19 protein-coding genes are annotated in these 19,213 nt (G+C 34.2%); 8 read left to right on the top strand and 11 right to left on the bottom strand.

The window, feature by feature from the left end; genetic code table 11:
• Positions 1-3 precede the first annotated feature (3 nt).
• The 6 genes from ASG22_RS11990 to ASG22_RS11965 all read right to left on the bottom strand — a co-directional run bounded on the left by ASG22_RS11990 (position 4) and on the right by ASG22_RS11965 (position 8,332).
• Positions 4-2,364 carry a GumC family protein gene (locus tag ASG22_RS11990; protein ID WP_055984665.1) on the bottom strand — a complete coding sequence of 787 codons (2,361 nt, stop codon included), beginning with the start codon at positions 2,362-2,364 and terminating at the stop codon, positions 4-6.
• A gap of 8 nt (positions 2,365-2,372) precedes the next feature.
• On the bottom strand, positions 2,373-3,194 hold the full coding sequence (locus tag ASG22_RS11985; RefSeq protein ID WP_238586911.1) for a polysaccharide biosynthesis/export family protein: 822 nt from the start codon (positions 3,192-3,194) through the stop codon (positions 2,373-2,375).
• 39 nt (positions 3,195-3,233) lie between these two features.
• Entirely contained in the window at positions 3,234-5,162 is a 1,929-nt protein-coding gene (locus tag ASG22_RS11980) for a polysaccharide biosynthesis protein (RefSeq protein WP_055984659.1), read from the bottom strand.
• Positions 5,163-5,514: 352 nt separating this feature from the next.
• Positions 5,515-5,973 (bottom strand): regulatory protein RecX, encoded by a 459-nt coding sequence (locus tag ASG22_RS11975; protein WP_082505005.1) that lies wholly within the window; start codon positions 5,971-5,973, stop codon positions 5,515-5,517.
• A 62-nt stretch (positions 5,974-6,035) separates the two neighbouring features.
• A complete protein-coding gene (gene glyA / locus ASG22_RS11970; RefSeq protein ID WP_055984656.1) occupies positions 6,036-7,301 on the bottom strand; it encodes a serine hydroxymethyltransferase in 1,266 nt (421 codons plus the stop codon).
• 131 nt (positions 7,302-7,432) lie between these two features.
• A complete protein-coding gene (locus tag ASG22_RS11965; RefSeq protein WP_055984653.1) occupies positions 7,433-8,332 on the bottom strand; it encodes an NAD(P)/FAD-dependent oxidoreductase in 900 nt (299 codons plus the stop codon).
• Between the two features lie 85 nt (positions 8,333-8,417).
• Here ASG22_RS11965 and ASG22_RS11960 point away from each other — a divergent pair, with 85 nt between their 5' ends.
• Positions 8,418-8,798: a Fur family transcriptional regulator gene (locus ASG22_RS11960; RefSeq protein ID WP_055984648.1), complete on the top strand. Its 381-nt coding sequence runs from the start codon at positions 8,418-8,420 to the stop codon at positions 8,796-8,798.
• 222 nt (positions 8,799-9,020) lie between these two features.
• Here the strand turns inward: ASG22_RS11960 and ASG22_RS11955 are convergent, their stop codons facing one another.
• The 5 genes from ASG22_RS11955 to ASG22_RS11935 all read right to left on the bottom strand — a co-directional run bounded on the left by ASG22_RS11955 (position 9,021) and on the right by ASG22_RS11935 (position 14,224).
• Positions 9,021-10,217: an efflux RND transporter periplasmic adaptor subunit gene (locus ASG22_RS11955; protein WP_055984645.1), complete on the bottom strand. Its 1,197-nt coding sequence runs from the start codon at positions 10,215-10,217 to the stop codon at positions 9,021-9,023.
• A 95-nt stretch (positions 10,218-10,312) separates the two neighbouring features.
• On the bottom strand, positions 10,313-11,584 hold the full coding sequence (locus tag ASG22_RS11950; RefSeq protein ID WP_055984642.1) for an ABC transporter permease: 1,272 nt from the start codon (positions 11,582-11,584) through the stop codon (positions 10,313-10,315).
• A 110-nt stretch (positions 11,585-11,694) separates the two neighbouring features.
• Positions 11,695-12,924, bottom strand: a complete 1,230-nt coding sequence (locus tag ASG22_RS11945) for an ABC transporter permease (protein ID WP_055984638.1) — start codon at positions 12,922-12,924, stop codon at positions 11,695-11,697.
• A 138-nt stretch (positions 12,925-13,062) separates the two neighbouring features.
• A complete protein-coding gene (locus ASG22_RS11940) occupies positions 13,063-13,416 on the bottom strand; it encodes a four helix bundle protein (RefSeq protein ID WP_055984635.1) in 354 nt (117 codons plus the stop codon).
• 115 nt (positions 13,417-13,531) lie between these two features.
• On the bottom strand, positions 13,532-14,224 hold the full coding sequence (locus ASG22_RS11935; RefSeq protein ID WP_055984633.1) for an ABC transporter ATP-binding protein: 693 nt from the start codon (positions 14,222-14,224) through the stop codon (positions 13,532-13,534).
• 425 nt (positions 14,225-14,649) lie between these two features.
• Here ASG22_RS11935 and ASG22_RS11930 point away from each other — a divergent pair, with 425 nt between their 5' ends.
• The 7 genes from ASG22_RS11930 to ASG22_RS11900 all read left to right on the top strand — a co-directional run bounded on the left by ASG22_RS11930 (position 14,650) and on the right by ASG22_RS11900 (position 19,185).
• The gene (locus ASG22_RS11930) at positions 14,650-15,624 is read left to right on the top strand and encodes a ribonucleotide-diphosphate reductase subunit beta (protein ID WP_055984630.1); all 975 of its coding nucleotides are present in this window, start codon (positions 14,650-14,652) and stop codon (positions 15,622-15,624) included.
• Between the two features lie 5 nt (positions 15,625-15,629).
• Complete coding sequence (locus ASG22_RS11925) at positions 15,630-15,899, top strand: hypothetical protein (RefSeq protein WP_055984627.1); 270 nt, start codon at positions 15,630-15,632, stop codon at positions 15,897-15,899.
• Positions 15,900-15,949: 50 nt separating this feature from the next.
• Positions 15,950-17,617 (top strand): ribonucleoside-diphosphate reductase subunit alpha, encoded by a 1,668-nt coding sequence (locus ASG22_RS11920; RefSeq protein WP_262483955.1) that lies wholly within the window; start codon positions 15,950-15,952, stop codon positions 17,615-17,617.
• Positions 17,618-17,628: 11 nt separating this feature from the next.
• The gene (locus ASG22_RS11915; RefSeq protein WP_055984620.1) at positions 17,629-17,859 is read left to right on the top strand and encodes a hypothetical protein; all 231 of its coding nucleotides are present in this window, start codon (positions 17,629-17,631) and stop codon (positions 17,857-17,859) included.
• Between the two features lie 125 nt (positions 17,860-17,984).
• A complete protein-coding gene (locus ASG22_RS11910) occupies positions 17,985-18,443 on the top strand; it encodes a hypothetical protein (protein ID WP_055984618.1) in 459 nt (152 codons plus the stop codon).
• Positions 18,440-18,640, top strand: coding sequence for a helix-turn-helix transcriptional regulator (locus ASG22_RS11905; protein ID WP_055984615.1), 201 nt, complete (start codon positions 18,440-18,442; stop codon positions 18,638-18,640). The genes ASG22_RS11910 and ASG22_RS11905 overlap by 4 nt, the downstream gene beginning before the upstream one ends.
• Positions 18,641-18,780: 140 nt before the next feature.
• Positions 18,781-19,185, top strand: a complete 405-nt coding sequence (locus ASG22_RS11900; protein WP_238586910.1) for an endonuclease domain-containing protein — start codon at positions 18,781-18,783, stop codon at positions 19,183-19,185.
• Positions 19,186-19,213: the final 28 nt, after the last annotated feature.

The following is a 19,213-nucleotide window of genomic DNA, read 5'->3' as shown; positions in this document are numbered from 1 at the left end:
TTGTTATTTAAAAATACTTTTTATTTTATCAAAAAAGCTTTTGTGTTCTGCACCATAGCCATAGCCATATTTGTTACCATAAGCAAAGTATTCTTTGCTCACATCATTAAGAACAAAAGCAACATTCTTTATTCTTTGGCTTTCGATCTGTTTGTTGGCAAAATCGATTAACGATTTTTCAGTGTGTTTGGATCTGGTAACATATAGCGTAACATCTGCCATCTCAGCAATAAGTAAAGTATCAGTTACCAGCATCAATGGTGCAGTATCTATAATAATATAATCATATTTCTCTTTAAGATCTGCAAGAAGGTCTTCATATCTTCCATTAGATAATAATTCTGTAGGATTTGGCGGTATGCTTCCGGAGAATATAACATCCAGATTTGGATTAAAGGCACTTTGATGAACAATTTCATCTACCGTTACATGATCATCATAAAGAAATTCTGTAAGACCAGACAAGCCTTTCCTTGCTGTATTATATCGCTGCAACTGAGGATTTCTTATATCTGAACCAATGATAATGATCTTCTTTTTCGGAGTTGCCATCGTCAAAGCAAGGTTTACGGATACGTGCGTTTTTCCTTCACCTTTTACAGTAGAGGTTACAAATACCGTTCTTCCCTTTTTTATACTTTTTGGAAACATGAAAATCATGTTCGTGATCAGTATCCTGAAAGATTCAGCCATCGGCGAAAGATCGTTGATTTTCACAAGTTCATCCTGACCACGCTCCATACTTGGAATTTCTCCAATGATTGGTTTTTTGTTTGTTAGTTTTTCGAGATCGTGCTTCGTTTTTACTTTATCGTTAAACAGCTGCTGAAGATAAATAATACCTAACGGAATGATCAACCCTAATAAAAATCCCGACAACAATATGATCATTGCTTTCGGAGCAATTTGACTACCAACATAAGCCTCGTCAACAACTCTTGCTTTAGGAGCTGTAACTGCCATAGAAATTGCCGTTTCTTCTCTCTTTTGCAATAATAGTAGATACAGAGACTCTTTTATCTGCTGTTGTCTTTCAATACTTCTGAAAAGCTTTTCTTGTGCAGGAACTTTGGCAATTTTCCCTGAAATATTATTTTGCTCAGAAGACAAGCCACTTTTCGCCAGTTGAAGCCCAGTTTTATTCTTTTGTAAACTTTGAATAATTGAACCACGAATATTATTAATCTGTTTTGTTATATCAACAACCAAGGGGTTTTGAGGCGTTGCATTTTCCAGTAATCTGTTTCTTTCCAAAACCAATTGATTATACGCTCCTACATTGGTTGTAGCGCCTGGATTATTTAAACCAACATTTCCTGGCAATGTCTGATAGGAATTCTGATTAGAAACATATCCCAATAATGCGTCTGTAAGTTCTAGTTGAGCATCAATTTCTAACTCTTTACCCTTTGCGCTAGCATTAGTTTCTAAACCTAATTTAATTTCAGTTTCAATATCAGAAATCTGATTACTTTGTTTGAACCTTTCCTTTTCATTTTCAACCTGTCCTAAATCTCGTCCTACCTGCGTGATACGGTCATCAATAAATTTTGCAGTATTGTTTGATTCTGTATTTTTATCAAGTATTGCATTTTCATTATAAACCTGAACCAATTTATTAATAATCACTTTTGCTTTATTGGTTTCAGCATAATTCATTGCCAGCTTGATTACCGTAGCATCTTTATTAATTAAAGATACGTTAAGAGCCCCTTGATATCCATTTGTTTTAGCTTCTAAGCTGGAAATATTCAATAGTAAATCAGTTGGTTTCTTTCCTACAAATTTTTCATTCTTTAATATTATGATGTTGGCAAACGGCAAACTAATCATTTTATTAAAAGTTGTTGTGATGGCAGGAAGTCCTTCCGAACTCAATGTTAATTGATTACCATTTATCTTTAAATTCATCAGACGAGAAACTTTTGAGGAAGTTTGTTTCTCCTGAATCACTCGTACTTTAATAGGAGAAGTTTCCGCAAAAAGTTCATGTTTTATATCGCCATTAAAAATATCCGTTTCAAGCGCTAAGTCTTTAACAATATCTTTTATAAGAGTTTTGGATTTGAAAATTTCCATTTCATTCTCCACCCCATTACTTCCCATTTTACCTATTCCTGAGATATCTCTTAATACAGCAAAATCCTGTGTTCCTCCGCCGCTTGCTTTAGAATCTTTGATAAGAACCGTGGAGGCAACCTCGAAAACAGGCACTTGTTTTCTAAGGTATAAATAAGCAAATACAACACCTACTATAACACTAGCTACAACCCAATACCAACTCTTTAAATAAGGCTGCAATATGTCTCTAATATGTAATTCAGAATCTTCTGCTTCCACTACATGATTTTTCTGTTTCATCATTTTTTCTATTAATTCTTAAATAAACCTACTGCTACTGCTACTGCCGTAACACCTATTGAAATAGCAGATAAAATAAGAGGTGTGTTTGGATTTTGTCTTGAAGTTACATCTTTTGTATTGTTTGCAGAAACGATAATCGCATCGCCTTGTTTCAAATTATAATATGGTGAATTGATAAGATTGGCATCCTGTAGATTGATTCTTCCATGTGTAATCTGGCCATTTTCTGTTCTTATGATTAAAACATCGGTTCTCTTTCCATACATAGTAAGATCGCCCGCCATACCAAGTGCATTCCAGATAGTTCCCTGTCCGTTAGCAATAGTATAATCACCCTGTCTGTTTACTTCACCTAAAACTGTTACTTTAAAATTAGCGAGTCTCACATTTACCGTTGGATTGACAACAAACTCAGCCGTTTTAGCTCTCAACTCATTTTTAAATTCAACTAAAGTTTTATTTGATGTATTGAGTCTTCCTAAAATTGGAAAATCTATGTCACCGTTTGTATCAACAATATAAGAAGGACCCGAAAGATTGACATTTCCCTGTCCGGGAGTATTTCCTCCAGCTAATGCATTGGTCTGAACAAATTCTGATGAAGAATAATTTTGATTAAATGGTTTTACAACATCCATATCCTTAGCAGTAATAAGAATAATCAGCTGATCGCCAGTTTGTATGGTATTGTTTGTAGTTTTTGCAGCATTATCTAGGGCGGTTTGCTCTATATTCTGCATGTAATTTAAATCATTATGAGCATTAGGATTTGTTTTACATGATACTAATACCATTGCCGAAAATATAACCAGTACTTTACTTTTCATCATATTTAAAAATTGTACAAATATACATTTATATTTTTTGTTTTATTTATCTAACACCTCATAAATAGAATTATTGCTTCTAAATTCAGGCACTATAATTTTCAATATTTTTACGACTGCTACTTTATCTTTTTCAAAAGCAGACTGGGTAATTTGCTCTATCAATGAGTCGATAGCATTAAATTCCATTGTAGGATCTTTAGATACCATAATTTTTTCATTGTGAGTAGGAAGTGTCTTGCTATTATCACTCAATAGTTCTTCGTACAATTTTTCTCCAGGTCTCAGTCCTGTATAGATGATTTTAATATCAATATCAGGTTCAAAACCAGACAATTTTATCATTCTTTTTGCAAGATCAAGAATCTTAACCGGCTCTCCCATGTCAAAAACAAAAATTTCACCTCCTTTCCCCATTGTACCGGCCTGTAAAACCAATTCACAAGCTTCAGGAATAGTCATAAAATATCTTACAATATCGGGATGTGTAATTGTGACAGGACCTCCGGCTTCAATTTGCTTCTTAAAGTGAGGAATCACAGAACCGTTTGAGCCCAAAACATTTCCAAATCTCGTTGTAATAAATTTGGTTATGTTGCCTTCCACATTTTGTAATGACTGAACAAATAATTCTGCCGCTCTTTTAGATGCTCCCATTACATTGGTAGGATTTACTGCCTTATCCGTAGAGATCATCACAAACCTGTTTACCTTATATTTGCTTGAAAGTGTGGAAATAATCCTTGATCCCAAAACATTTACCATAATTCCTTCATTCGGGTTTTCCTCTACCAAAGGAACGTGCTTGTAAGCCGCAGCATGATAAACCATTGAGAAATTATAAGCTTGAAACAACGGTTCTATCCTATTTTTATTGCAAACATCTGCCAAAACAAACTTAAATGGGATATGAGGGAATTTATTTCTCATCTCCAGTTCAATGTCGTATAAAGGAGTCTCTGCCTGGTCTAATACAACAATTAAAGAAGGATTAAATTGCGCTACCTGTCTAACGATTTCGCTTCCGATAGATCCGGCACCGCCCGTAACCAGAATGGCTTTGTTGAAATGTCGACTTTCAATCTCTGCATTCTGAATTTTAATTGGTTTTCTATTCAGTAAATCTTCAATCTGCAGATTTCGGATAGATCCGCCAAGATCACTATCTCTTAATTTCTGAACAGAAGGAGCTTTAAAAATACTAAGATCTTTTTCCAAAAATAAATTCACCCACGAATTCATCTCGTCTTTAGACATCATTTCTTTGATGATGATAACACCATCTACTAAAAGACCTTCTTTTGTATTATGCTCAATTTTCTCTTTTGAAAGGATCGGTTTGCCCAATAATGATGCTCTCTTAGAATCCGTTCTCTGAGTTAAAAAACCTACTACATGGTATGGCAGACTTGGATTATCCAGAATTGCTCTTGCAATCGCTATTGACTGTTCATCAATCCCTAAAACCAGAATTCTCTTCTTTAAAGCACTTCTTCTGTATTCTCTCACAATATGAAAAAATTCTTTTACATACAGTCTGAAAAGAAACAGCCCCATAAAAGAAATAATAAAATAGAGAATCAGATAAGAGCTAAGCATGAACTTTTCTCCCATCATCCAGAAACAACTAATGTTAAAGATTCCGATAACGAATGCCGTACAGAAACATGAAACAAGTAATTTGAATAAGTCTATAAAGGTAGAATGCCTGATAATTCCCGCATATGTCTTGAAAACATACATGAAAAAGACATTAACAAGAATAATGGAGAGAAAAACAACACTCTCATCATCCTGATAAATAAATTCTTTCTGACCTATCTTTTCTATTATATAGGTAGAAATAAATAAAGATATAACCAGAATAATAATATCTATTACGAGTATTATCCATCTGGGAAGATACCTTACATCCGAGAGATTGACAACATTATCTCCTCCAAAAATTTTTCTTCTAAGAGAATCGTACATTGTCTTTATTGGTGTTCATAGATTAAAAATGTCTAAACCCTATTATTTGAATAAAAATAATATCTGGGCATTTATGCAAAATTAAAATAAAATTTCATGTTACGTTTAAAATTTAGAATAAATTTGGTGTGTACTTTATGAAACATATATTTATTTGCCTATTTAAATGAGTATAATAAATTCTTTTTAATTGACATCCAACAAAATAGGATGAATAATTCATTATTTTAATTATTTTTCACATTTTGCAAAATGAAAATTATTTTTCCTGTAATTCTGACTTCGATTAAATTCCAACGTAAAGAAAATATTTAATAATTTATTCTCTCCTAACTTCAGATTGAAAATACACTTAGTCAAAAATATCATTAATTTTCTCATATTCAAAACCGCGGCTCATTAAATATTTTATGGTCTTAGATTTTCGCTGATATTCCTTCAATCCATTTTGTTTTGAGTAGTAATCTTCGTAGATTTTCTTTATTGTTTTTTGGTAGTCGTCTTCATCAATTTCATCAAAACATTTACTGATCAATTTTTCGGAGATCTGCTTTTGTTTCAAATTCATCTTAATTTTCGTCTTTCCCCAATGTTTTATATAGAATTTACCCCGAATATAACTTCTGGTAAATCGTTCTTCATTTAAATAGTTTTCCTTTAAAAGATAAAGCATAATTTCTTCTTTAGCTTCATCAATTAATAAAAATTCCTTCATTTTCTGCTCCACTTCTGCATGACAACGATCCTGATAGACACAATAGTTCATCAGTTTCAGTTTAATTTCATTAAAAGTGAAAGATTTCTTTTCCATATATAATGATGCAAAAAAGAATGGACAAGCGCCCATTCTTTATATTCTAAACAAGGTAAATATTAATAATTAAATAACGCTTCACCTTCCATTAATTCGTTAACTTTATTTTTTACAGAAGTAAGAACTTCTTCATTTTTGATATTATCAACCACTTCAGAAATAAATCCTGCAATCGTATCCATATCGTTTTCTTTCAATCCTCTGGTTGTAATTGCAGCAGTTCCCAATCTAATACCAGAAGTTGTGAACGGCGACTTATCATCAAAAGGAACCATATTCTTATTACAAGTAATATCAGCAAGAACCAAAGCTTTCTCCGTTTCTTTACCGTTTACATTTTTATTTCTAAGATCAACAAGCATTAAGTGATTGTCTGTTCCTCCGCTCACAATATCAAATCCTCTGTTGATCATAGCATTTGCCAAAGCCTGAGCATTAGACTGAACTTGTTTTGCATACGTTTCAAACTGAACATCCAAAGCTTCTGCAAAAGCTACCGCTTTACCTGCAATCACGTGCTCTAACGGACCTCCCTGAATTCCCGGGAAAACAGCTCCGTCAAGAACCTGGCTCATCATTTTGGTTTCCCCTTTTGGAGTTTTATGACCGTATGTATTTTCAAAATCTTTACCCATCATGATCATTCCACCTCTTGGACCTCTTAACGTTTTGTGAGTCGTAGTTGTAACAACGTGGCAATGCTCAAATGGGTTGTTTAATAAACCTTTAGCAACCAAACCTGCAGGGTGAGCAATATCTGCCCAAAGTGTAGCTCCGATTTCGTCAGCAATTTCTCTATAAATAGCATAATCTAAATCTCTTGAATAAGCAGAGAAACCGGCAATCATCATTTTTGGTCTTTCTCTTAATGCTACCTCTCTCATCTGATTATAATCGATAAGACCCGTTTCTTTTTTTACACCGTAAGAAACCACTTCATACTGAATCCCAGAGAAATTCACACCTGAACCGTGAGTAAGGTGACCTCCCATCGAAAGATCCATCCCCATAATTTTATCTCCCGGCTTCAAAACTGCTAAGTAAACCGCAGCATTTGCCTGAGAACCAGAGTGTGGCTGAACATTTACATAATCAACTCCGAAAAGTTCCTTAGCTCTATTGATTGCCAAAGCTTCAACCTCATCTACTACCTCACATCCTCCGTAATATCTTTTACCAGGATATCCTTCAGCATATTTGTTTGTCAACACACTTCCCATTGCTTTCATCACATTCTCAGAAACGAAGTTTTCTGATGCAATCATTTCAATACCATGGGTTTGTCTCTGTCTTTCTTTTTCAATCAGGTCGAAAATTATGTCCATTTTACTTTTATTTTTAGAAATTTTTCACCCCAAAAGTACGAAATTTTCAGCGAGAATTTAGTATTGCCAAATATGATTTTTTGAAAGAGTGATTCCTTAATTCGCAAATTCGCCTTCTATTATTTAAATATTTAAAATTCTTCTTCCGAAAGTTCTTTATTCACAACCGCTCCCGTAAAATTTCCCTGAGCAACTGCATTGGCCACCGAACGCATCATCGTTACATTATCTCCGCAGGCAAAAACTCCGGGAATATTTGTTTTCTGCATCATATCAACTGTAATAAAACCTTGCTCGTTTAATTCAATTCCCAAATCTTCAACCTTAATATTCTGTTCAAAAGGAATCTTTGCATACAAAACTTCCAATGAAATTTCCTTTCCGTTTTTAAGGATTACTTTTTCAATTTGTCCGTTTTTGTGTACAATTTCACTGATTTCATCTTCATTGAGATTGATTTTATTTTGATTGAATTTTTCAACCTGTTCCTGAGTTAATGTCGATTTTCCGTTGGTAAACAATGTCAGGTCTTTTGTTAAATTAAAAACAAGTTTTGAGAAATCAAAAGCCATATCTCCGTTTGCCATAATTCCTGTTACTTTTCCTTTCACTTCGTAGCCGTGACAATATGGACAATGAATCACAGAAATTCCCCAACATTCTGCAAATCCCGGAATATTAGGCATTATATCTTTAATTCCTGAAGCAAGAATTATTTTTTTAGCATGAAATATTTTTCCATTTTCAGTTTCAACTTCAAAGCTATCCTCATTTTTTGACGTTTTTACCACGATCCCGTCATGGAATTTTACGGTTTCATATTTCAAAACCTGCTCTTTTGCCAGATTAGAAATTTCTTTCGGAGTTTTCCCATCGTGAGTGATGAAATTGTGTGAATGCGGAGTTTGTCGGTTACACGGTTTTCCGCTATCAATAATTAAAACATTTCTTAAAGATCTTCCCAAAGCCATTCCCGCAGATAATCCTGCGTAGCTTCCTCCTATAATGATAACGTCAAAATTTTGTTCCATAATCTATTGTTTATTGATATCACAAAGGTAAAACAAATTTTTACTAATGCGACTTTATCGCAATAATATTTTTTATCTTTGTAGCATGGCAAAACGAAACACACCGACCAAACAATTAATTCTGGACTCATTAAAGAATTCAAAATCTGCCGTCAGTCAGGAAGTTTTACAAAAAGAATTGGGAGAAGCTGTGGATCGGGCAACGATTTACAGAGTTTTAAACAGCTTCTGCGAAGACGGAATTGTTCACAAAATTCTGGGTGATGACGGAAAATTTTATTTTGCCTTTTGCATCAATTGTTCTGAAAAGAAACATCAGCATAATCACTTTCACTTCAAATGTCTGACGTGTGAACAAATTGAATGCCTGCCAAACGAAGTTGATGTAAAATTACCACAAGGCTATCAGTCTGTTACTTTTAATGGATTTATTTCCGGGTATTGTAAGAATTGTTCAGTTTCTTAATTGAATAAATGGCTTCCGTTTTTAGTGTAAACTTCCAACTTAGCCCTGATTGAAGTGAAAATCCTTTTTTGAAAAAAAAAGATTGCAACGGAAAGCAGGAAATAGCTCAAAAAAATGATGTGTATTTTTTTGAGATTGCTTCCACGTTCCGGACAGATTTTAATAAAAAAATCCCGAGAAAAATTTCTCAGGATTACAGTTTAAAATATATAGTCTAGTTTATTATTTCTTCGCCTTTTCTTTCAATTCTTCTTTGTCTTTGTCGGAAGGATTCCAGACTTTTACATCTGCATTTTTATCGATTCCGGATAAAACCTGAACGTTGATTCCATCACTTGCCCCTAATTTCACATACACTTTTTTGAACTTTCCGTCTGCCTGTTTTACCTCAACGAAAGAAACGTCTTTCCCATTTTTCTTCTCGTACTGAACCAATGATTCATCCAATAACAAAGCATTTTTCTGAGAACTCAGCACGATTTCTCCGTTGGCAGAAAATCCGGCTCTGATGTATTCATTGTTTGGATTGTTCACATCGCCTTCAACCGGGAATTTAATGGTTCCATTATTGTCTTTTCCTTTCGGAGCGATCATCGTCAGCTTACCTGGGAAACTCTTGTTTTGTAATGCACCGATTACGATTTTCATTTCCATTCCCTGCTTTAATTTTCCGGCTTGCGCTTCGTCTATTTCACCTTGGAAAATCAAAGAATTAAGATCCGCAATCGAACAGATCGTGGTTCCTGCGTTGAAAGAGTTGGCTTCAATCACCTGACTTCCCACTTTTACAGGAACTTCAAGAACGGTTCCTGAAGCTTTTGAACGAATCTGAGTTGTCGCCAGTCCTTTAAGTTCCGGAGTTGAACCTGTTTTTACAATTTGTAATGTTTTTTGTGCCGTTACCAGTTGCTGATTTGCATTTTTCAATGTCTGCTGTGTAGAATATAACTGCTGCTGTGCATTCAGATATTCCTGCTTTGAAGCAACTCCTTGTTTGTACAGTTTTTCCTGCATTTCGAACTGCTTGCGCATATTATCAACATTCATTTTTGCATTGCTGATTTGAAGTTCAGAATTCTGAATATTCTGCTGCGCACTGTTTACATCCGCAAGATTCGGGATGATTCTTACCGTTGCGATTAACTGGCCGGCTTCTACTCTATCTCCTTCTTCTACCAAAATTTTGTCGATAATCCCTGCGATATTCGGTTTGATCTCGATTTCTTCTTTGGGAACAATTTTTCCTGTTGCCATTACCTTATCATCCATATTCTGAACGGTTGGTTTTCTGGTAAGAAAAGCTTCACTTTCCTTAGAATTTGATTTTACAAGATATCCGATTCCTGAGAATAACGCCACGGCAAATACAAGTCCAAGGACAATATAAATGGCTTTTTTCCAAGTGAATTTCTTTTTCATATGTATAGTTTATTTTTTTACTTAATTAAAATATTTCGAGATTATGAGATTGAGAAATTATTAAATCCTAATCATCAAATTATATCATTTTTAAATTATTCTGTTCTTAATGCTTCTATCGGTCGGATTTTTACTGCTCTCTGCGCAGGAATCATTCCGATGACTAATCCTAAAATCACCATAACCGCCATGGCTGCGAAAACGTCTCCGTAATTCACCGTTGGGTTATAGAAAGGGAAAGCATCCTGACCTTGCGTTGCCATATCTAAAATCATTAAGACAAAAATTCCCGACATAAATCCGAGCAATCCGGACGAGAGTGTAATCACAACACTTTCCAACAAAATCTGATTTCTTACTTCCGAAGGTTTTGCACCTAACGCCCGTCTGATTCCGATTTCTTTTGTTCTTTCTTTTACTGTAATTAAAAGGATATTTGAAATAGCAATGACTCCTGCAATGATCGTTAAAGTTCCTACAATGATTGTTAAAAGCTGCATTCCGGTTAAGAATCCTGTTAGTTTTTTAAATTCTTTTCCAAGATTGAAACTTCCAAATGCGTTGGTATCTTCTGGCGAAACTTTATTCTTCGCTTTCAACTCCTGTTTTACACTTTCTTCTACTGAATTTACATCAGCATTCGGCTTACTTACAATCGCAAACATATCGATCTGATCGGCTGCGTTGTACATTTTGGTATACGTGGAAAGTGGAATAAATATGGTCTGATCATTTTCAAATCCGCCTCCTTTTTTTACTCTGAAAACTCCGATTACATTAAAGAAAATTCCTTTTACATTAATAGATTTCCCAAGAGGATTTTCATTTTTTTTGGAATCAAAAAAGTTTTTATAAATCTCTTCACCTATTACGGCTACATTTTTATTTCCTGAAACATCGGCATCATTGATATAACGCCCGTAAATTAACTTTTTCTCTGAAATTTTATTTCCTACCGGATAATCTCCCGTTAAAGAATATGTCCCGTTTTTACCATTTCTCGACATTTGTTCGCCGGGCGTTCCTGTAAAACTTCCACGGGAATTTTGTGGAGAAATATAATCGATATTAGGAATTTTTCTTTTTAACATTTCAATATCTGAAAGATTTAGTTTCAGACCTCTACCTTTTGGAAAACCATCATAAGGAATCGATGTATTCTGAGCCCAAAGGAAGATTGAGTTGGTCGCAAAACCAGAAAATAATTTATCAAAACCATTTTCCATCCCTTTCGCCGCCCCCAATAAAGCAACATACAAAAACATACCCCAACCCACACCAATCATGGTAAGGAACGTTCGGAGTTTATTATTCTTCAATGAATAATAAATTTCCTGCCAAGTATCTTTTTTAAATATTATGTTCATTTTCTTACTATCAATATTTTACGATGTAAAAGTGAATTTCCTTCGAAGTCAATTAATTTCATTATTAATTTTTCATCTTTCAAGATTCACAATTGACTATTCACCATTTGCTATTCTGATCTTAATGCTTCAATCGGCTTAATCTTCGATGCTCTGTATGCCGGAACAAAACCTGCAATTAATCCTGAAAAAACCAAGGCGATGAACGCTGCAATTATTGATCCCCAGCCCACACTCGGATTTTTAATGAAATATTCTTCCAAACTGTCGCCAATTAAGTGTAATACCAAAACCCCCAGACCAACGCCTACAAATCCTGAAATAACCGTAATCACAACACTTTCCTGAACAATCAGAGCAACAATACTTCTTGGTTTTGCCCCAATCGCTTTTCTTACTCCGATTTCTTTTGTTCGTTCTTTCACAATGTACACCATGATATTGCTGATTCCTATAATCCCGGCGATTAATGTTCCTAAACCGATAAAAGCTACAATTCCCGTAAGCACTGCCATAAATGCGAAAGTATCGCTCATATTTTTAGCATTATTCCATACACGAACTCCATTTTCATCGTCTGGAGATACATTTTTTCTGGCTTTTAATCTGTCTTTTAATTCATCACCATAAGCAATTGCCTGTTGAGGATTCAATTTTTCATTATAAGCAATATAACCTATACTTATTGTATCTGAACCCTTTTTCATTTGCTGTAAGGTGGTAATGGGAACCGTAATATGCCTTTCATCCCGATCGCCACCGTCATCAGAAAACACACCGATTACTTTAAACATCGTTCCGTTGATATCCAGCTCTTTTCCTACAGGGCTTCCGTTTTTTATTAAATCACGCTGAACCATTCTTCCGATCACTGCCACATTTTGCTTTCTGTCCAAATCTCCCGGAGAAATATAACGCCCCTCAATCATTTTCCGGTTTTCAATAGTCTGTTCTGCTGGTTCAGCTCCGTTTATCTGATAATTTCCGCTTTCATCACCGTATTTTACCAATAAATTTGCGGTATATCTTGGTGAAGTGCTTCCTACTTTTTCTTTATCCATATTGACTAGAAAATCGTAGTCGTCATTATTCAGAGTGACAATTCTTTCGGATTGAAGTCCTTTATACGCAATCGTAGTTTTTCCTGTAACAATAGAAATAAGATTCTGGGCATCTCCCGCAAAGCCTGCCGTGAAAGCGTTCTGCAAACCCGTTCCGATCCCGAAAAGCACAATGAAAATAAATAATCCCAAAGCCACTGTAAAACCGGAAAGTACCGTTCGCAATACATTACTGCGAATAGAACTGAATATTTCCTGCCAACGATCTAAATCGAACATATTTTTTATTTTTTACGTTGTAAAAAGTGAATTAGCCATGCTGTGAATTTTCTTTGAAGTCAATTAATTTCTTTGTCAATTTTTTTTTACAAAATTCACTTGTGAAACAAAATTGACCATTCACATTTCGCTATCTCATCACTTTTTCAACATTCCACTTAATAGTATAAATGAGGTCTTAATTAATTTTCCAATCTTAATCACTTGATCTGTTTCAACATAATTACTTTCAATAATGATATCAAAACAAGAATCTAATTCGATTACCGAACCTCTTGCTATTTCAAAATATCTTTTTCTTTCAATCTCAGATTTTCTTGAACAACCTTCTGTAATATTTAAAACAACTGAAGTTGAAGCCCTTCTTATTTGACCTGTTATGTTAAATCTTTCGCTTTCCGGAAGTTTCGGAAGAATTTTATAACATTCGATTCTCAATTCCCTTGCAGATTTATAAACATCAAGATTATAATGGTTCAGATTTAAAAACATTTTTCATTTTTTTAATTGCATTTGTGTTTACGTTTATTTTGAATATCAATTGTCAATTTTCCAGTCACTTAAAAAATTCACTTGCAAAGCAAAACTGACTATTCACCCCTTCACTTTATTCTAGTACAATCTGCTTGATAAACTCATCACTCTCAATGATTCCATCTTTCAGAATGACATTTCTTTTGGTTTGTGCCGCTACATCAGGTTCGTGCGTTACCACGATGATCGTTTTTCCTTCATTATTAATATCCTGAAGAAGCTTCATAATATCATGTGTCGTTTTAGAATCCAATGCTCCTGTTGGTTCATCTGCTAAAACAACCTTTGGATCCGTAATCAATGCTCTTGCGATGGCAACTCTCTGTTTCTGACCTCCTGAAAGCTCGTTCGGAAGGTGATTTGCCCACTGCGCAAGTCCTACTTTCTCCAAATATTCCATTGCTTTTTTATCACGTTCTTTTCTCGGAACGTTTTGATAATACAAAGGCAGCGCAACATTATCCAAAGCCGTTTTATATCCAATCAAATTAAAAGACTGGAAAATAAATCCCAAAAACTTACTTCTGTACTCCGCCGCTTTTATTTCAGATAAATGCTCAATCGGAACATTATCCAATTCGTAAACCCCGGAATCTTTTTCATCAAGAATACCGATAATATTAAGAAGCGTAGACTTTCCCGAACCGGAACTTCCCATAATAGAGACAAACTCGCCCTCTTCAATACTAAGATTAATACCCTTGAGAACGTGCAACTTACTTTTACCCGTATCGTATGATTTATGTAGATCCTGAATTACTAACATGAAGCGATGTTTGTTTTTATAGCTAATAAGTAGATGTTATTTTCAATTTGTTACGAAGATTGAAAAATTCTTTATTTAAATTATTGTTTAATTGATTAATCCTTTATTAATAAACATTTATACAAAACTGTTTAATTAAAATTTCCTTATAACAGTCTTTTCCGCACGATAAGCCTTTGTAAACCAATAACAGAGCAACTTTCATGTAAATGTGGAAAACTTTTACAGTTAAAACTCAATCATTTAGTGTTTCCCCCTTTCAAATACAGTTCTTTTTGTCGAACTTTGTACTTATACAATACAAAAAATAAAACACTTTCATGGTTGATAACTTTTTATTGTAAGTCACAGAAAATCATATTGTTGAATATTTTTTGAATGTTATCCACACTGATCATTTATTTAATTTTTTAAGACACTTTACTATGGGAATTTTTGATAAGAGAGTAAGTTATAAGCCTTTTGAGTATCCGGAGGTCCTTCAATTTGTAGAAGCCATCAACAAATCATTTTGGGTACACTCGGAAGTAGATTTTACAGCCGATGTTCAGGATTTCCAATCACAACTGGAACCGCACGAAAAAAATGCCGTAAAAAACGCATTGTTGGCCATTGCTCAGATTGAAGTTTCTGTAAAGTCGTTTTGGGGAAATCTTTACAACCACCTTCCAAAGCCGGAATTGAATGGTTTGGGTTCAACATTTGCTGAATGTGAATTCCGTCACTCGGAAGCGTATTCTCGTTTGTTGGAAGTGTTGGGTTATAATGAAGAATTTACCCATGTTGTGGAAGTTCCTGCCTTAAAAAAGAGAATAGAATTTTTATCTAATGTCTTAAAGCACGCCAATTCTGCAACGCCGAAAGAGTATGTATCTTCTCTTTTGCTGTTCAGTATTCTGATAGAAAATGTGTCTTTATTTTCTCAGTTTGCCATCATTCTTTCGTTCACAAGATTTAAAGGATACATGAAAAATGTTTCCAATATTATTGCGTGGACTTCAATTGATGAACAAATCCACGCAAATGGAGGAATTTATTTAATCAACAAAATTCGTGAAGAACAGCCGGATCTTTTGACAGATTCTGATATTGAAGATATTTATACTTTGGTTGACCAATCTATCGAACTGGAAGGTGAAATTCTTGACTGGATTTTCGAAATGGGAGAAATAAGTGTTTTCTCAAAAGAAGATTTAATTAATTTCATGAAATACCGTGTTGACGACAGCCTTAAAAAAATCAATATGGCAACCCGTTACAACGTTTCTGCTGAACAGTATAAACCAATGATTTGGTTCGAAGAAGAAGTTTTCGCCAATTCTATGGATGATTTCTTTGCAAAAAGACCGGTGGATTACACGAAGCATGACAAGAGTATTACGGCGAATGATTTGTTTTAAATTTTATGACAACATACTTAATTAATTACTATTCAAATACTTTCAAAGTAAATCATAAATTAGAAAAGTGTATCAAGGAACTTTCAGATCAATGTATTGGAGTTTTCCCAAATACATGGTTTATTACAACATCTGAAATAGCAGTTCATATCAGTGCATTTTTAGCTGAAGCTATTGAAAAAGATGACCAAATACTTGTTACAGCAACAAACGGAGAATGTTCAAGCTTAGGTCTAAAAAATAATACTATCGAGTTTTTAAACTCTTATTGTTAAATAATTAAACAAAATTCCTGAGCCTTAAACCCACTCAGGAATTCGAAAATATAAAATCTATGGACGAAAAAAACAACAATATATGGTGGCTCAACGAAGAATCTGAGCAAATGCTGAACAGAGGATACCTTTTAAAAGGAGAAACTGTAGACGGAGCAATCGACAGAATCACTACTGCTGCTGCCAAAAAATTATACAAACCTGAACTCCAGCCTGCTTTCAAAGAAATGATCACGAAAGGATGGATCAGTTTCTCGTCTCCGGTTTGGGCAAATATGGGAACTCAGAGAGGTCTTCCTATTTCTTGTTTCAACGTTCATATTCCGGACAGCATTGAAGGAATTACCCACAAAATGGGTGAAGTGATCATGCAGACGAAAATCGGTGGAGGAACTTCAGGATATTTCGGAGAACTTCGTAACAGAGGAACTGCGGTAACTGACAATGGAAAATCTTCCGGAGCTGTTTCTTTCATGAAATTGTTTGATACAGCAATGGATGTTGTTTCTCAAGGTGGTGTAAGAAGAGGTGCTTTTGCAGCTTATTTGGACATCGACCACGGAGATATTGAAGAATTTTTATCAATTAAAGATATCGGAAGCCCTATCCAGAACCTATTTACAGGAATTTGCGTTCCTGATTACTGGATGCAGGATATGATCGATGGTGACATGGATAAGCGTAAAATCTGGGCGAGAGTTTTGGAAAGCCGTCAGCAGAAAGGTCTTCCATACATTTTCTTCACAGATAACGTGAACAGAAATAAACCACAGGTTTACAAAGACTTAGGAATGCCTGTTAATGCAAGTAATCTTTGTTCTGAAATCATGCTTCCTTCTACAAGAGAAGAATCTTTCATCTGCTGTTTATCTTCCATGAACTTAGAATTGTATGACGAATGGAAAGATACAAATGCTGTACAATTGGCAGTGTATTTCCTGGATGCAGTTTTAACTGAGTTTATCGAAAAAACAGAAGGAAATTATTATTTACAAGGAGCAAGAAACTTCGCTTTGCGTCACAGAGCGCTTGGTTTGGGAGTTTTAGGATATCATTCTTATTTGCAGAAAAATATGATTCCGTTTGAAAGTTTTGAGGCAACTCAGTTCAATGCAAGAGCTTTCAGACACATCAAAGAACAGGCAGAAATCGCTTCAAGAGAATTGGCAAACATCTACGGTGAACCGGAATTATTGAAAGGTTATGGATTGAGAAACACCACTACAATGGCAATCGCTCCTACAACTTCAAGTTCTGCAATCTTAGGACAGACTTCTCCGGGAATTGAACCGTTTGCTTCTAATTATTATAAAGCTGGTCTGGCTAAAGGAAACTTTATGCGTAAGAACAAATATTTAGCAAAATTGTTGGAAGAAAAAGGTCTTGATAACGAAGAAACATGGAGAACAATCATGTTGAATCACGGATCTGTACAACATTTGAAAGAATTAACTGACGAAGAAAAAGCAGTATTCAAAACGTTCAAAGAGATTTCTCCGATGGAGATTATTTCTCAGGCTGCACAGAGACAACAATACATCGATCAGGCGCAGTCGCTGAACTTGCAGATTCCTTCTACAATGCCGGTAAAAGATGTAAATTACCTTTATATCGAAGCTTGGAAAAAAGGAGTAAAAACGCTGTATTACCAAAGAAGTTCTTCAGTTTCTAAAGAAATGATGGTGAATTTTGTTTCTTGTTCGGCTTGTGAAGCTTAATTTCAGGTATTATGGATGATAATTTCGATTTATTTATTGGCACAGAAAAATTCGATTTAATTTTAAAAAAAATTGAAGATGATAATAAAGAAATTTTTAAAGACGCAATGGTTAGTTACAATGAATGTTGCATATTTTTCTACCTAAATAACAAAATTTCACTTGTAGAAATAAACGACAAACTTCCTAATTCAATAAAAAATCTTATTGAATTTGAATGGAAAAAGTTTTGCGATAATTAATGAAATATTAATTTGATAGAAAACCGTAGATAAATTTCTGCGGTTTTTATTTTTTAACAAAAAGTAAAATAAACTTTACATTATGTAAAATATTTATTACATTTGAATCATCAAAAAAATTAATTATGAATAATACATTAAAACTTTTACCAAACCATTTCAAAAAAATCGGATGGTCTATTTTTATTCCTTCTTTACTTTTGGGAATAATATCATTAACAAATGTTTTTTCGTTTCCCGAAGTTTCTTTACCCGTTTTCTACAATTCCGGATTCCCGTTGAGTAATGAAGATTCCGGATTGTTTAAAAGTACAGAAGTTGCTGTCTTTCCCAATCTTTTTGGAATATTGATTATCATTGGAGGTTTACTTCTTGGATGTTCAAAAGAAAAAATTGAAGACGAATACATTTCCAGCTTACGTTTACGATCTGTTTTCTGGAGTTTAATCGTAACCTATTCTACTGTTCTGATTCTATTTTTAACTGTATTCGGTATGGCATTTTTTACCGTTATGATCATTATTATATTTTTGCCGTTGGTTTTATATATTTTCAGATTTAATTATTTATTGCTTAAAAAATGAAAAATACCATTAAAATAGAAAGAGCCGTAAAAAATATTACGCAGGAAGATTTAGCAAAAAAAATTGGTGTATCGAGACAAACCATTAACGCAATGGAAGCCGGAAAATATGTTCCTTCAACAGTTTTAGCACTGAAAATTGCTAAGTATTTTAATAAAAAAGTAGAAGATATTTTTGAGTTGGAAAGTGATGATTGAAATTTATTTTCCCCAACCCTAAAGGGAGCAAATTTCTACCATGAATAGTTTTGTGAGCAAAAATCCTCCCTTTAGGGTTGGGGAAAAGATTTTTGATTTTAACTATTTCAAAATTTATTAACTTTACTCAAAACACGAAAATGAAAAAAATTAAACCCAATTACGATGAAGGAATGTGGAAAGGTGCGCCGTCAAGTTCATTCTTAAAAGCTCAGTCTCTAAGAAAAAATGAAACAGCAGAAGAGAAAATTATCTGGGAAAAACTCAGAAATAACCAATTAAAAGGTTACAAATTCAGGAGACAGCATCCGATAAGTTTATATATAGCCGATTTTTATTGTCATCAATTAAAATTAATCATAGAAATTGATGGAGAATATCACAATCTCGATGAACAGATAGAAAGGGACAATGAACGAACCCAGACATTGGAAAGTAATGGTTTACAACTTATCCGATTTACGAATAATGAAGTTCAGACAGATTTAGACAACGTGATAAGTAAGATTAACCTAAAAATAGACGAAATTGTGGATGTTTTATAAATCTGAACTTATCTTTTAATTATATTTG

Source organism: Chryseobacterium sp. Leaf405, assembly GCF_001425355.1.
GTDB lineage: Bacteria > Bacteroidota > Bacteroidia > Flavobacteriales > Weeksellaceae > Chryseobacterium.
The sequence above is the reverse complement of the archived record's forward strand: the minus strand, read 5'-3'. Positions and strand labels throughout refer to the sequence as shown.

Bases quoted from the DNA above. Each gene is read 5' to 3' on its own strand.
- ASG22_RS11965 (WP_055984653.1), bottom strand. From the start codon at position 8,332: ATGGAACAAAATTTTGACGTTATCATTATAGGAGGAAGCTACGCAGGA.
- ASG22_RS11940 (WP_055984635.1), bottom strand. From the start codon at position 13,416: ATGTTTTTAAATCTGAACCATTATAATCTTGATGTTTATAAATCTGCA.
- ASG22_RS11905 (WP_055984615.1), top strand. From the start codon at position 18,440: ATGAAAAATACCATTAAAATAGAAAGAGCCGTAAAAAATATTACGCAG.
- ASG22_RS11975 (WP_082505005.1), bottom strand. From the start codon at position 5,973: ATGGAAAAGAAATCTTTCACTTTTAATGAAATTAAACTGAAACTGATG.
- ASG22_RS11945 (WP_055984638.1), bottom strand. From the start codon at position 12,924: ATGTTCGATTTAGATCGTTGGCAGGAAATATTCAGTTCTATTCGCAGT.
- ASG22_RS11915 (WP_055984620.1), top strand. From the start codon at position 17,629: ATGGATGATAATTTCGATTTATTTATTGGCACAGAAAAATTCGATTTA.
- ASG22_RS11925 (WP_055984627.1), top strand. From the start codon at position 15,630: ATGACAACATACTTAATTAATTACTATTCAAATACTTTCAAAGTAAAT.
- ASG22_RS11900 (WP_238586910.1), top strand. From the start codon at position 18,781: ATGAAAAAAATTAAACCCAATTACGATGAAGGAATGTGGAAAGGTGCG.
- ASG22_RS11980 (WP_055984659.1), bottom strand. From the start codon at position 5,162: ATGTACGATTCTCTTAGAAGAAAAATTTTTGGAGGAGATAATGTTGTC.
- ASG22_RS11985 (WP_238586911.1), bottom strand. From the start codon at position 3,194: ATGATGAAAAGTAAAGTACTGGTTATATTTTCGGCAATGGTATTAGTA.
- ASG22_RS11955 (WP_055984645.1), bottom strand. From the start codon at position 10,217: ATGAAAAAGAAATTCACTTGGAAAAAAGCCATTTATATTGTCCTTGGA.
- ASG22_RS11960 (WP_055984648.1), top strand. From the start codon at position 8,418: ATGGCAAAACGAAACACACCGACCAAACAATTAATTCTGGACTCATTA.
- ASG22_RS11950 (WP_055984642.1), bottom strand. From the start codon at position 11,584: ATGAACATAATATTTAAAAAAGATACTTGGCAGGAAATTTATTATTCA.
- ASG22_RS11910 (WP_055984618.1), top strand. From the start codon at position 17,985: ATGAATAATACATTAAAACTTTTACCAAACCATTTCAAAAAAATCGGA.
- ASG22_RS11935 (WP_055984633.1), bottom strand. From the start codon at position 14,224: ATGTTAGTAATTCAGGATCTACATAAATCATACGATACGGGTAAAAGT.
- ASG22_RS11930 (WP_055984630.1), top strand. From the start codon at position 14,650: ATGGGAATTTTTGATAAGAGAGTAAGTTATAAGCCTTTTGAGTATCCG.
- glyA (WP_055984656.1), bottom strand. From the start codon at position 7,301: ATGGACATAATTTTCGACCTGATTGAAAAAGAAAGACAGAGACAAACC.
- ASG22_RS11990 (WP_055984665.1), bottom strand. From the start codon at position 2,364: ATGATGAAACAGAAAAATCATGTAGTGGAAGCAGAAGATTCTGAATTA.